At 70.0% G+C, this 13,195-nt stretch carries 12 protein-coding genes and 1 tRNA gene; 3 read left to right on the plus strand and 10 right to left on the minus strand.

What is annotated here, in order from left to right; translation table 11 throughout:
• Positions 1 to 5 precede the first annotated feature (5 nt).
• Positions 6 to 461, minus strand: a complete 456-nt coding sequence (locus ABZ953_RS21600; protein ID WP_361726276.1) for a GNAT family N-acetyltransferase — start codon at positions 459 to 461, stop codon at positions 6 to 8.
• Positions 462 to 725: 264 nt separating this feature from the next.
• Between ABZ953_RS21600 and ABZ953_RS21605 the strand changes: the two genes are divergently transcribed.
• Entirely contained in the window at positions 726 to 1,502 is a 777-nt protein-coding gene (locus tag ABZ953_RS21605) for a response regulator transcription factor (protein WP_361726279.1), read from the plus strand.
• Here ABZ953_RS21605 and tamR read toward each other — a convergent pair.
• Complete coding sequence (gene tamR / locus ABZ953_RS21610; RefSeq protein ID WP_062781554.1) at positions 1,461 to 1,958, minus strand: MarR family transcriptional regulator TamR; 498 nt, start codon at positions 1,956 to 1,958, stop codon at positions 1,461 to 1,463. The two genes, ABZ953_RS21605 and tamR, sit on opposite strands and share 42 nt — an antisense overlap.
• 110 nt (positions 1,959 to 2,068) lie before the next feature.
• On the opposite strand from tamR, the gene ABZ953_RS21615 reads away from it, so the two are divergent.
• Entirely contained in the window at positions 2,069 to 2,890 is an 822-nt protein-coding gene (locus ABZ953_RS21615) for a trans-aconitate 2-methyltransferase (RefSeq protein ID WP_361726283.1), read from the plus strand.
• Positions 2,891 to 2,906: 16 nt separating this feature from the next.
• On the opposite strand, the gene ABZ953_RS21620 is transcribed toward ABZ953_RS21615, so the two are convergent.
• Entirely contained in the window at positions 2,907 to 3,593 is a 687-nt protein-coding gene (locus ABZ953_RS21620) for a TetR/AcrR family transcriptional regulator (RefSeq protein WP_361726286.1), read from the minus strand.
• Complete coding sequence (locus tag ABZ953_RS21625) at positions 3,590 to 4,627, minus strand: fatty acid desaturase (protein ID WP_361726289.1); 1,038 nt, start codon at positions 4,625 to 4,627, stop codon at positions 3,590 to 3,592. Before ABZ953_RS21625 ends, ABZ953_RS21620 begins: the two co-directional genes overlap by 4 nt.
• Positions 4,628 to 4,916: 289 nt before the next feature.
• On the opposite strand from ABZ953_RS21625, the gene ppc reads away from it, so the two are divergent.
• Positions 4,917 to 7,661, plus strand: a complete 2,745-nt coding sequence (gene ppc / locus ABZ953_RS21630) for a phosphoenolpyruvate carboxylase (protein ID WP_361726292.1) — start codon at positions 4,917 to 4,919, stop codon at positions 7,659 to 7,661.
• Positions 7,662 to 7,943: 282 nt separating this feature from the next.
• Here ppc and pth read toward each other — a convergent pair whose 3' ends face one another.
• From pth to ABZ953_RS21660, 6 genes are all read right to left on the minus strand, one after another.
• Entirely contained in the window at positions 7,944 to 8,546 is a 603-nt protein-coding gene (pth, locus tag ABZ953_RS21635) for an aminoacyl-tRNA hydrolase (protein WP_361726295.1), read from the minus strand.
• Between the two features lie 96 nt (positions 8,547 to 8,642).
• On the minus strand, positions 8,643 to 9,236 hold the full coding sequence (locus ABZ953_RS21640) for a 50S ribosomal protein L25/general stress protein Ctc (RefSeq protein ID WP_361726298.1): 594 nt from the start codon (positions 9,234 to 9,236) through the stop codon (positions 8,643 to 8,645).
• A 208-nt stretch (positions 9,237 to 9,444) separates the two neighbouring features.
• Complete coding sequence (locus ABZ953_RS21645; RefSeq protein ID WP_358776299.1) at positions 9,445 to 10,419, minus strand: ribose-phosphate diphosphokinase; 975 nt, start codon at positions 10,417 to 10,419, stop codon at positions 9,445 to 9,447.
• Positions 10,420 to 10,532: 113 nt separating this feature from the next.
• Positions 10,533 to 11,972, minus strand: a complete 1,440-nt coding sequence (glmU, locus tag ABZ953_RS21650) for a bifunctional UDP-N-acetylglucosamine diphosphorylase/glucosamine-1-phosphate N-acetyltransferase GlmU (RefSeq protein WP_361726506.1) — start codon at positions 11,970 to 11,972, stop codon at positions 10,533 to 10,535.
• Between the two features lie 176 nt (positions 11,973 to 12,148).
• Positions 12,149 to 12,220: transfer RNA gene (locus tag ABZ953_RS21655), tRNA-Gln, on the minus strand.
• 26 nt (positions 12,221 to 12,246) lie between these two features.
• Positions 12,247 to 13,122 (minus strand): hypothetical protein, encoded by an 876-nt coding sequence (locus tag ABZ953_RS21660; protein ID WP_361726301.1) that lies wholly within the window; start codon positions 13,120 to 13,122, stop codon positions 12,247 to 12,249.
• Positions 13,123 to 13,195: the final 73 nt, after the last annotated feature.

Below are 13,195 nucleotides of genomic sequence, written 5' to 3' on the forward strand. Positions count from 1 at the left end.
GGCGCTCAGCCCAGCCGCTTGGTGAGCGTGAACTCCTTGACGCCCTCGGGGTAGTCGGGGATCACGCTCACCAGCTCGTACCCCTGATTGCGGTAGAAGCCCGGGGCCTGGAAGTCCCAGGTCTCCACGCGGGAGTTGAGGCAGCCGCGGTCCTCGCGGGCCATGCGCTCCGCCTCGGCGAGGAGACGGGAGCCGAGACCCGCGCCGCGGTACCGGCCGTCGACCCAGAGGTGGTCGACGTGCAGCCAGCGGGCCCAGGTGTACGCGGCGAGGCCCGCCGCGAGGCCGCCCCCCTCGTCCAACGCCCACAGGGCCAGCGGGACTTCCTGGTCCTCGCGGGTGCCGCGCAGGGCGCGGAGCTCCGGTGATGCCGCCGTGTTCGCCTCGCTCAGCCGCGAATGAAGCAGAGCGAGCCGCTCCTTGTCGACTCCCGTCTCCATACGAAACATACGGCTCACCATAAACGCGCTGGCCAATCAGTTCTGCAAATCGCCTTCCGCTCCCGCCGTCCGGCCCTACTCTGAAGGGCAGTGCCGGTGGGGGCCGGTACTGATCAGGGGGCGAGACAGTCGGGTACGGCACCCGGCGTGGGGGTGGCGTTCACAGTGCGGCGGCGGCCGCGCGACCGCGTCGTCTCCCGCTCCGGGCGCTGTACCCGCACCAACCGTTCTCCGATGATGGGGTATCCCCTGCTCCTTGGCAGGAGCGTGGGGAAGGGGGTTTCTGTGGTTCGCATTCGAGTCCTGGTCGTCGACGACCATCGCATCTTCGCCGAGTCGCTGGCCGCCGCACTCGCGGCCGAGCCCGACGTCGACGTGTCCGCGGCCGGCAGCGGTCCCGCCGCGCTGCGCTGTCTGGAGCGGGCGGTCACCGAAGGGCGCAGGTACGACGTGCTGCTCGTCGACGCCGACCTCGGCAGCACGGCGAGCGCCCTGCAGGGCTTCCGCCCGGCCGTACCCGTCCAGGAGGGCAACGCCGACGGTCTCGTCGACGGCATCTCCCTGGTGGCGGGCGTCCGCTCGGGCCAGCCCGCCGTGCGCACCGTGGTGCTCGCCGAGAAGGACGACCCGCGCCGCGCGGCCCTCGCCCTCCAGGCGGGCGCCTCGGGCTGGGTCGCCAAGGACTGCTCGCTGTCCCGGCTGCTCACGGTCATACGGGGCGTCCTGCGCGACGAGACGCATCTGCCGCCCGCCCTGCTCACCGGCGTGCTGCGCGAGCTGACCGCCGCCCGCAAGCACCGCACCGAGTCCGAGCGCCTGGTGGAGTCGCTGACCCCGCGCGAGCGCGAGGTGCTGCGTTGCATGGTCGCGGGCCTGGGCCGCAAGGCCGTCGCCGAGCGCCTCTTCCTCTCCCCGCACACGGTGCGCACCCACATGCAGAACGTGCTGGGGAAGCTGGGCGTGCACTCCACGCTCGCCGCGGTGGCGCTGGCCCGGCGCGCGGGCGTGGGACCGGCCGACCTAGCCGGGGATGTTGTCGAACGGGGCGGTCAACTGGCGTAGCAGCGCGGCCAGTTCACCGCGCTGGGCACGGGAGAGCTCCGCGAGGATCGCCCGCTCCTGTTCGAGCAGCCCGGCGAGGGCCTGGTCCGCGCGGTCCCGGCCCTCGGCGGTGAGGCGTACGAGGACGCCGCGCCGGTCGCTCGGATCGGGCAGCCGCTCGACGAGGCCCTTCTTCGCCAGGCGGTCGATGCGGTTCGTCATCGTGCCGGACGTCACGAGCGTCTGGGTCAGGAGCTGGCCGGGCGAGAGCTGATAGGGCGCGCCCGCACGCCGCAGCGACGTCAGGACGTCGAACTCCCAGGGCTCCAGGCTGTGCTCGGAGAAGGCGAGTCTGCGGGCGCGGTCCAGGTGCCGCGCGAGCCTGCTCACGCGGCTGAGCACCTCGAGTGGTTCCACGTCGAGGTCAGGGCGCTCCCGGCGCCACGCTGCGACCAGCCGATCGACCTCGTCCTCCATGACGATCAGTGTAGGGGGTCTGTCGACATGAAGTCTCTTGACGTCAAGATATATGGTGGTGAAGATGGCTCCGGGAACGTGTACGGCACGCCATTTCGAGGAGGCCCTCCATGCCCGCAGCAGCCGCCACCTGGGACCCCCACCAGTACCTCCGCCACGCGGACCACCGCTCGCGCCCCTTCGTCGACCTGCTCGCCCGGGTGCCCGGACTCCCCGCCGCCGACCGCCCGCCCCGCATCGCCGACCTCGGCTGCGGCCCCGGCAACGCCACCCGGCTCCTCGCCGAACGCTGGCCCACCGCGCACATCACCGGCTTCGACAGCTCCCCGGAGATGCTGGCGAGGGCGGCCCAGCTGGCAGGCCCCACGGCGGGCGGCGGCCGCCTCGACTTCGCCCCGGCCGACGCCACGGACTGGACCCCGGCCCCCGCGACGTACGACCTGATCCTGTCCAACGCGACCCTCCAGTGGGTGCCGGACCACCCCGACTCGTTCCCCGCCTGGACCGACGCCCTCACTCCCGGCGGTACGTTCGCCTTCCAGGTGCCCGGCAACTTCGACGCCCCCAGCCACGTACTGATGCGGGAGCTCGCCGGGGCCGAGCGGTGGCGGGAGCGGCTCGGCGACCGCCTGCGCCACGCGGACGCGGTCCTGACGCCGGGGGAGTACCTGGCACGGCTCGCGGAGCTCGGCTGCGAGGTCGACGCCTGGGAGACGACCTACCAGCACCTCCTGCCGGGCGAGGACCCGGTCCTCGACTGGGTGAAGGGCACGGGGCTGCGCCCGGTACTGACGGCTCTGGCGGACGACCCCGAGGCCACGGAGGCGTTCCTCGCCGAGTACCGGGCACTGCTCCGGGAGGCCTATCCGGGCACGGCCCACGGCACGGTCTTCCCGTTCCGCAGGGTGTTCGCGGTCGCCCGCAAGGTGTGAGGCGAGGGTCAGGGCCTCAGTTCTTGCGGTGGCCTATCAGGCGCGGCTTCGGTTCCAGGCCGTCCAGGCCGTGCCAGGCCAAGTTGACCAGGTGGGCCGCCACCTCCGCCTTCTTCGGCTTGCGGACGTCCAGCCACCACTGGCCCGTCAGCGCGACCATGCCGACAAGGGCCTGCGCGTACAGCGGCGCCAGCTTCTGGTCGAAGCCGCGCCCCTTGAACTCCTGGCCCAGGATGTCCTCGACCTGCGTCGCGATGTCGGAGATCAGGGACGCGAAGGTGCCGGTGGACTGGGCTACCGGCGAATCGCGGACCAGGATGCGGAAGCCGTCCGTGTACGTGTCGATGTAGTCGAGCAGGGCGAAGGCGGCCTGTTCGAGGAGCTCGCGCGGATGGCCCGCTGTCAGCGCCCCCGTCACCATGTCGAGGAGCGCCCGCATCTCGCGGTCCACGACCACCGCGTACAGCCCCTCCTTGCCGCCGAAGTGCTCGTACACGACCGGCTTGGAGACCCCGGCCTTCGCCGCGATCTCCTCCACCGACGTGCCCTCGAAGCCCTTGGCGGCGAAGAGCGTGCGGCCGATGTCCAGCAGCTGCTCCCGGCGCTCGGCACCCGTCATCCGGGTCCGCCGGGCCCGCCGGGGCTGCTTCTCTTTGCTGGAGGGGCTGGAATTGCTGGAGTCGGTCGCCACGTCGTCAATCATGCCGCGTCTGACACGTGTGCCTCGCGGGGGGCGTCGGCCGCACCCTCGGGCTTGCGGCGCGCGTCGATGCGCGACTGTGAGGGCCATCGCACGTCGGACGCCCAGCCCAGCTGCTCGCACCAGCGGATGATCCGCGCGGAGGAGTCGATCTGGCCCTTCATCACGCCGTGCCGCGCCGACGTCGGGTCGGCGTGGTGGAGGTTGTGCCAGGACTCGCCGCAGGACAGCACCGCGAGCCACCACACGTTGCCCGAGCGGTCACGGGACTTGAAGGGACGTTTGCCCACCGCGTGACAGATCGAGTTGATCGACCACGTGACGTGGTGCAGCAGCGCGACGCGGACCAGCGAACCCCAGAAGAAGGCCGTGAACGCGCCCCACCACGACATCGTCACCAGGCCGCCCACCAGCGGCGGGATACCCAGCGACACGATCGTCCAGAGCAAGAAGTGCCGCGAGATCGTGACGAGCGCCGGGTCCTTGATCAGGTCCGGTGCGTACTTCTCCTGTGACGTGCGCTCCTCATCGAACATCCATCCGATGTGTGCCCACCACAACCCCTTCATCAGGGCCGGGACCGTCTCGCCGAACCGCCACGGGGAGTGCGGGTCGCCCTCCGCGTCGGAGAACTTGTGGTGCTTGCGGTGGTCGGCCACCCAGCGGACCACCGGCCCCTCGACCGCCATCGACCCCGCCACCGCGAGCGCGATCCGCAGCGGCCGCTTCGCCTTGAAGGAGCCGTGCGTGAAGTAGCGGTGGAAGCCGATGGTGATGCCGTGGCACCCCAGGAAGTACATGAAGACGAGCAGGCCGAGATCCAACCAACTCACCCCCCACCCCCAGGCCAGGGGCACGGCCCCCAGCACGGCGATGAAGGGAACGACGATGAAGAGGAGAAGGGTGAGCTGTTCGAGTGAGCGCTTCTGCTCGCCGCCCAGTGTCGCGGGGGGCAGCGGGGCGCCGGGGTCACCGGTCGTCCGCGAAGCGTCGTCGATCACATCGGTGTCGGAGTACGCATCGGAGCTTGTCGTCATGGGCACGTCCCCTGTGGGGTCGAGGGTTGAGGTGGGATCAGTGCACGGGCACGGTTCCTGCAGCGGCTGCCAGGCCGCGTTTCCTACGGTTCCGTAACCTACGGCGACGTAAGTATGGCAGTGCGGAGCTCCGCGGCAAGAGGCCGAGAGCTCCGCGCCCGAGGTGATGCCTATCCTTGGACACGGTCGGACAGCGCGGTCCGCTCTGTATCTCCCCCCGGTTACCCATATCCCCACCGGGGACCCCTCCCAGACTTGACGTGCTTCAACACTGCAAGGAGCCGCACCTGTGAGCAGTGCCGACGACCAGGGCCAGCAGGCCAACAGCAACGCCAGCACCGAGCTGCGCGCCGACATCCGCCGCCTCGGCGACCTGCTCGGCGAGACCCTCGTACGCCAGGAGGGGCCCGAACTCCTCGAACTGGTCGAAAAGGTCCGCAGTCTGACGCGCGAGGACGGCGAGGCCGCCGCCAAGCTCCTCGGCGGCACGGAACTGGAGACCGCGGCCAAGCTGGTCCGCGCCTTCTCCACGTACTTCCATCTCGCGAACGTCACCGAGCAGGTCCACCGCGGCCGCGAGCTGCGCGCCCGGCGCGCGGCGGAGGGCGGACTGCTCGCCCGCACCGCGGACCGCCTCAAGGACGCCGACCCCGAGCACCTGCGCCAGACCGTGCAGCACCTCAACGTGCGCCCCGTCTTCACCGCGCACCCCACCGAGGCCGCCCGCCGCTCCGTGCTCAACAAGCTCCGCCGCGTCGCCGAGCTCCTGGAGACCCCGGTCATCGAGTCCGACCGGCGCCGCCACGACACCCGACTGGCCGAGAACATCGACCTCGTCTGGCAGACCGACGAGCTCCGCGTGGTGCGCCCCGAACCCGCCGACGAGGCCCGCAACGCCATCTACTACCTCGACGAGCTGCACGCGGGCGCCGTCGGGGACGTACTGGAAGACCTCACCGCCGAACTGGAACGCGTCGGCGTCGAGCTGCCCGAAGGCACCCGCCCCCTCAGCTTCGGCACCTGGATCGGCGGCGACCGCGACGGCAACCCCAACGTGACCCCGCAGGTCACCTGGGACGTCCTCATCCTCCAGCACGAGCACGGCATCAACGACGCCGTCGACATGATCGACGAGCTGCGCGGCTTCCTCTCCAACTCCATCCGCTACACCGGAGCCACCGAGGAACTGCGCGCCTCCCTCCAGTGCGACCTGGAGCGGCTGCCCGAGATCAGCCCCCGCTACAAGCGCCTCAACGCCGAGGAGCCCTACCGCCTCAAGGCCACCTGCATCCGGCAGAAGCTGGAGAACACCAAGCAGCGCCTGGCCAAGGGCATCGCGCACGAGGAAGGCCGCGACTACCTCGGCACCGCCGAGCTCCTGCACGACCTCACGCTCATCCAGACCTCGCTGCGCGAGCACAAGGGCGCCCTCTTCGCCGACGGCCGGATGAACCGCACCATCCGCACGCTCGCCGCCTTCGGCCTCCAGCTGGCCACCATGGACGTACGCGAGCACGCCGACGCCCACCACCACGCGCTCGGCCAGCTCTTCGACCGCCTCGGCGAGGAGTCCTGGCGGTACGCGGACATGCCCCGCGAGTACCGCCAGAAGCTCCTCGCCAAGGAGCTGCGCTCGCGGCGCCCGCTCGGCCCCTCCCCGGCGCCCGTGGACGCCGCGGGCGAGAAGACCCTCGGCGTCTTCCTCACCGTCAAGAAGGCCCTCGAAGTCTTCGGGCCCGAGGTCATCGAGTCGTACATCATCTCGATGTGCCAGGGCGCCGACGACGTCTTCGCCGCCGCCGTCCTCGCCCGCGAGGCCGGCCTCATCGACCTGCACGCCGGCTGGGCCAAGATCGGCATCGTGCCGCTCCTGGAAACCACCGACGAGCTGCGCGCCGCCGACGTCATCCTCGACGAGATGCTCGCCGACCCGTCGTACCGGCGCCTGGTGGCCCTGCGCGGAGACGTCCAGGAAGTCATGCTCGGCTACTCGGACTCCTCCAAGTTCGGCGGCATCACCACCTCGCAGTGGGAGATCCACCGGGCGCAGCGCAGGCTGCGCGACGTCGCGCACCGCTACGGGGTCCGGCTCCGGCTCTTCCACGGCCGCGGCGGCACCGTCGGCCGCGGCGGCGGCCCCTCGCACGACGCGATCCTCGCCCAGCCCTGGGGCACCCTGGAGGGCGAGATCAAGGTGACCGAGCAGGGCGAGGTCATCTCCGACAAGTACCTCGTGCCGTCACTGGCCAGGGAGAACCTGGAGCTGACGGTCGCGGCCACCCTGCAGGCCTCCGCCCTGCACACGGCTCCCCGCCAGTCCGACGAGGCCCTCGCCCGCTGGGACGCCGCGATGGACGTCGTCTCGGACGCCGCGCACTCCTCGTACCGCAAGCTCGTCGAGGACCCGGACCTGCCGACGTACTTCCTCGCCTCGACGCCGGTGGACCAGCTCGCCGACCTGCACCTGGGCTCGCGGCCCTCCCGCCGCCCCGGCTCCGGCGTCTCGCTCGACGGCCTGCGCGCCATCCCGTGGGTCTTCGGCTGGACCCAGTCCCGGCAGATCGTGCCCGGCTGGTTCGGCGTCGGCTCCGGCCTCAAGGCGCTGCGCGAGGCGGGCCTTGACACCGTGCTCGACGAGATGCACGAGCACTGGCACTTCTTCCGGAACTTCATCTCGAACGTCGAGATGACCCTCGCGAAGACGGATCTGCGGATCGCCCGCCACTACGTGGACACCCTCGTGCCGGACGAGCTCAAGCACGTCTTCGCCACGATCGAGGAAGAGCACGAGCTGACCGTCCGCGAGGTGCTGCGCATCACCGGCGGGGACGAGCTGCTGGGCTCGCACCCGGCGCTGCAGCAGACCTTCGCGATCCGCGACGCCTATCTGGACCCGATCTCCTACCTTCAGGTCGCGCTGCTCAAGCGGCAGCGGGATGAGGCGGCGGCGGGGGCGGAGGCGGATCCGTTGCTGGGGCGGGCGTTGCTGCTTACCGTTAACGGGGTTGCGGCGGGGCTTCGTAATACGGGCTGAGGTTTCTTCTGCCGTAGGCACGGCAGGGTCCCGTATCGCTTCGGTGATGCGGGGCCCTGTCGGGCGTGGGTGCGGGTTCGGGTGCGGGTGCGTCGTGGCTGGTCGCGCCGTTCCCCGCGCCCCTAAAGGATTGCGCCGTTCCCCGCGCCCCTGAAAAGATTGCGCAGTTCCCCGCGCCCCTGAAGATGCGCCGTTCCCCGCGGCCCTGAAAGATTGCGCAGTTCCCCGCGCCCCTAAAGGATTGCGCCGTTCCCCGCGGCCCCGATGGGAGCTCTTGCGTTCTCAGGAGTTGTACGTCGTCTGGGCTCGGTCCAGGCCCTCTGTGAGCAAGGCTTCCACCGCGTCGGCCGCTCGGTCGACGAAGTAGTCGAGTTCCTTGCGTTCCGTCGAGGAGAAGTCCTTCAGGACGAAGTCCGCGACCTGCATCCGGCCCGGCGGGCGGCCGATGCCGAAGCGGACGCGGTGGTAGTCCGGGCCCATCGCCTTCGTCATCGACTTCAGGCCGTTGTGGCCGTTGTCGCCGCCGCCCAGCTTCAGGCGCAGCGTGCCGTAGTCGATGTCCAGCTCGTCGTGGACCGCCACGATGTGCTCGGTCGGGACCTTGTAGAAGTCCCGCAGTGCCGTCACCGGGCCGCCCGACACGTTCATGTACGACATGGGCTTCACGAGGATCACCCGACGGCTCGCGGGCCCGGGGGGACCGATACGGCCCTCGACCACCTGGGCCTGCGCCTTCCCGGCCCGCTTGAACGTGCTGCCCATGCGGTGGGCAAGCAGGTCGGCCACCATGAACCCCACGTTGTGCCGGTTCATGGCGTAGTCGGGGCCCGGGTTGCCGAGGCCCGCGATCAGCCAGGGAGCGCTGGCGTCCGTCGTCACGTGCATGTCTCCTTCATACGCCCATGTCCGGTGCGCACGCGGCAGCCGCCGCCCCCGTCAGGGAGCGACGGCTGTCGCGGTACGCGTGTGGTGCGGTGAGGCTCAGGCCTCGGCGGCCGCGTCGTCGGCGGCACCCTCGGCCGGGGCCTCCTCGGCCTGCGCGGCCAGGACCTGGATGACGACCGCGTCCTCGTCGATGGCCAGCGTGGAGCCGGTGGGCAGCGGGATGTCCTTGGCGAGGATGGACGCGCCGGCGTCCAGGCCCGCGATGGAGACGGTGACCTCGGTCGGGATGTGCGTGGCCTCGGCCTCGACCGGCAGGGTGTTGAGCACGTGCTCGAGCAGGTTGCTGCCCGGGGCCAGCTCGCCCTCGGTGTGGACCGGGATCTCGACCGTGACCTTCTCGCCGCTGCGGACGAGGAGCAGGTCGACGTGCTTCAGGATGCCGATGCGGAGGGCGTCACGCTGGACGGCCTTCGGGATGGCCAGCTGGGTCTTGCCGTCGACGTCCAGGGAGATCAGGACGTTCGGCGTGCGCAGCGCCATCAGCAGGTCGTGGCCCGGCAGCGTCACGTGGACCGGCTCGGCACCGTGGCCGTAGAGAACGCCGGGGACCTTGTCCTCGCGGCGGATGCGGCGGGCGGCGCCCTTGCCGAACTCGGTGCGGGTCTCGGCGGAAAGCTTGACCTCAGGCATGTGCACTCCTCGTACAACAGGTGTCGGATGGGGTTACCCGGCCATACACGACTGGCCTGCTACGAAGAGCGCGTCGATAACGGACCGCCGCACAGAAAAAAGTGCGGCCTCCCTCGCCGAGCAACTCGCTGAGTCTACCCGGCGGGGAGGCCGCTCCAGAAATCGATCTTCAGATCGTGCGTCCGGACCGTGTCAGGTCAGTGTCCGGTCACTGCTCTTCGAAGAGGCTCGTCACCGAGCCGTCCTCGAAGACCTCACGCACCGCGTTCGCGATCGTCGGCGCGATCGAGAGCACCGTGATCTTGTCGAGCTCCAGCTCGCCCGGCGTCGGCAGCGTGTCCGTGAACACGAACTCGCTGACCTTCGAGTTCTTCAGGCGGTCCGCGGCCGGACCCGAGAGCACACCGTGCGTGGCCGTCACGATGACGTCCTCGGCACCGTGCGCGAACAGCGCGTCGGCGGCGGCGCAGATCGTGCCACCCGTGTCGATCATGTCGTCGACCAGGACGCAGACGCGGCCCTTCACCTCACCGACCACCTCGTGCACGGTGACCTGGTTGGCGACGTCCTTGTCGCGGCGCTTGTGGACGATCGCCAGCGGGGCGCCGAGGCGGTCGCACCAGCGGTCGGCGACGCGGACGCGGCCGGCGTCCGGCGACACGACGGTCAGCTTCGAGCGGTCGACCTTCGCGCCCACGTAGTCCGCGAGGATCGGCAGCGCGAAGAGGTGGTCGACCGGGCCGTCGAAGAAGCCCTGGATCTGGTCCGTGTGCAGATCGACGGTGAGGATGCGGTCGGCACCCGCGGTCGCCATCAGGTCCGCGATCAGACGCGCCGAGATCGGTTCACGCCCGCGGTGCTTCTTGTCCTGCCGCGCGTAACCGTAGAACGGCACGATGACGGTGATGGAGCGGGCCGACGCGCGCTTCAACGCGTCGATCATGATGAGCTGCTCCATGATCCACTTGTTGATCGGAGCGGTGTGGCTCTGGATCAGGAAGCAGTCGGCGCCACGCGCCGACTCCTGGTAGCGGACGTAGATCTCACCGTTGGCGAAATCGAAGGCCTTCGTCGGCACGATGCCGACACCCAGCTTGTGTGCGACCTCCTCGGCCAACTCGGGGTGGGCGCGGCCGGAGAAGAGCATCAACTTCTTCTCGCCGGTCGTCTTGATCCCGGTCACAGCACTGTCTCCTCAGAGAGTTCTTCCCGCTGCCGTACTCACGCGTCCCGGTGCGTCGAGTCGGCCGAATGTGCACTATCACGGTACGCCGTGTCAGGCGCACCTGTTTCCGGTCAGCTTTCGCTGCCCGGCTCCCGGGACGCCGCCTCCGCCGCCTTCGCGGCCGCGCTCCCCGGACGCTTTCGGGCCACCCAGCCCTCGATATTCCGCTGCTGGCCCCGGGCGACGGCCAGTGAACCGGCCGGCACATCCTTCGTGATCACGGACCCGGCGGCGGTGTACGCGCCGTCCCCGACCGTGACAGGAGCCACAAACATGTTGTCCGAACCCGTGCGGCAGTGGGAGCCCACCGTCGTGTGGTGCTTCGCCTCGCCGTCGTAGTTCACGAAGACGCTCGCGGCACCGATGTTGGAGTGCTCGCCGATCGTCGCGTCGCCCACGTACGACAGGTGCGGGACCTTGGAGCCCTCGCCGAGCGACGCGTTCTTCATCTCCACGTACGCGCCCGCCTTGGACTTCACTCCGAGCCGGGTGCCGGGGCGCAGATACGTGTACGGGCCGACGATCGCCCGCTCCCCGATCTCCGCGCTGTCGGCGACGGTGTTGTCGACCCGGGCCCCCGCGCCCACCGTGGTGTCCTTCAGGCGGGTGTTGGGGCCGACGTCGGCGCCCTTGGCCAGGTGCGTGGCGCCCTGCAGCTGCGTGCCCGGCTGGACGGTCGCGTCCCGCTCGAACGTGACGGTCGCGTCGATCCAGGTGGAGGCGGGGTCGATGACGGTGACCCCGGCCAGCATCGCCTCGGTGAGCAGGCGGTCGTTGAACGTCCGCCGGGCCTGCGCCAGTTGGACGCGGTTGTTGATGCCCGCGATCTCCTCGTGGTCCCCGGCCACGGCGGCGCCGACGCGGTGCCCGGCCTCGCGCAGGATCCCCAGGACGTCGGTGAGGTACTCCTCGCCCTGGCTGTTGTCCGTGCGCACCTTGCCGAGGGCCTCCGCGAGGAGCCGGCCGTCGAAGGCGAAGACTCCCGAGTTGATCTCGCGGATCGCGCGCTGCGACTCGGTGGCGTCCTTGTGCTCGACGATCGCGGTGACGGAGCCGCCGGCGCCGTCGCGCACGATGCGGCCGTAGCCGGTCGCGTCCGGCACTTCGGCGGTCAGCACGGTCACGGCGTTCCCGTCGCCCTCGTGGGTGGCGGCGAGCTGCCGCAGCGTGGCGCCGGTCAGCAGCGGGGTGTCGCCGCAGACGACGACCACCGTGCCGTCGATGGGGCCGCCGAGCTCTTCCAGGCCGATGCGCACGGCGTGGCCCGTGCCGTTCTGCTCGGCCTGGTAGGCGGTGCGGACCTGCGGGGCGATGGCGGTGAGGTGCTCGCGCACCTGCTCGCTCTGGAAACCGACGACGGTCACGAGCTGCTCGGGCGAGAGCGCGGAGGCGGCGTGGAGCACGTGCCCGATGAGGGAACGTCCACAGATCTCGTGCAGAACCTTGGGGATGTCCGACTTCATACGGGTGCCCTCACCCGCTGCGAGGACGACGACGGCTGCCAGAGGAATCTCCCCTGCAGGAGCGGAGCCGACTGCTTGGGGAAGGGTTGCGCTCACGGGGGTGCCCTTCGGCTTCGGATGGCTGGGGGTGCCTGTTGGGGTGGACATCCGCAGGATACCGGGGCGTAGAAGAGCGGAAATGAGGGCGGGTCCCGACCTTGGAGGTCAGGACCCGGAACGACTTGCTCCCCCGCCAGGACTTGAACCCGGACAGATGGCACCAAAAGCCACAGTGCTGCCAATTACACCACGGGGGAATGAATCGGCTAAACCGGACATTCAGTCAGGTCGCCGAATCAGCACCCAACACTATGCCGTACCAAGCGCCTTCGACGCGACGGTAGAGATCGGCGCTTTGCTTCACGTAGATCACGAGGCACCCGTGGTACGTGTCCGCCGTGTTCTTGCGCGTGGTGCGGGGGTTGTGTTTCTTGAGGGTCGGCTTGCTGAAGGCGGACGCGTCGACACCCACCACTTGGGCCCAGTGGCGCTCTGCGGCTGCCACATCCGCGGACTCATGGATGCTGACGCGCAAGGTCAGTCGGTCGGCCCCGACCCCGAGCAGCGCCAGCCAGCGCAGGTAGAGCTGGATCATGGTCGCGTCGCTGTTGATGAACTGAAGCACCTCAGTGCGGCGGTAGGGCTTGTCCTTGGTGCCTTCGGACCAGTAGAGACCGACTCCGACCAGGAACAGCTCGCGATCGGAGAGCTTGCCGACCGCGACGGCCGCCGATCGCTTGGTCGCCTGACGTTCGCGGTCCTGAGCGGCCCGGAGTCGCGCGAGCCCGGCGTTCATCCGTATCCGCTGTTCCGCAGGGGTGCGGCGTGGTGCAGGCGACGGCAGATCTCGCACCCACAGGGAGATGGAGCTCTTCGAGCAGCCCAGCTCGGCCTGGATCTCGTTGTACGTCCGGCCCTTGCTGCGCAACTCGCGAGCCCGGTCCCGTAGGTCGTCCTTGGCCCGGGGGCGTCGGGTCCATACGGCCGGAGGCTCACCCTGGACCAGCCGGCTCAGGGTCTCCTTGTTGCGCACGCCGAGTTCATCGGCGATCTGCCGCAGGCTCAGCCCCTCCCGTCGTAGAGCGACCGCCCTCTCCCGCAGCCCTTCGAAGTCCCCGTACTTGCCCACGACGCCCCGCTCGGGCGTGATCTCCGTCATGGGGCGACCCTCGTCCGGAATACGGGGTTCCGGGGCGGAATTCCACGTGGTTCAACAGTTCGAGGGATACCGG

Source organism: Streptomyces sp. NPDC046465 (assembly GCF_040646035.1).
GTDB lineage: Bacteria > Actinomycetota > Actinomycetes > Streptomycetales > Streptomycetaceae > Streptomyces.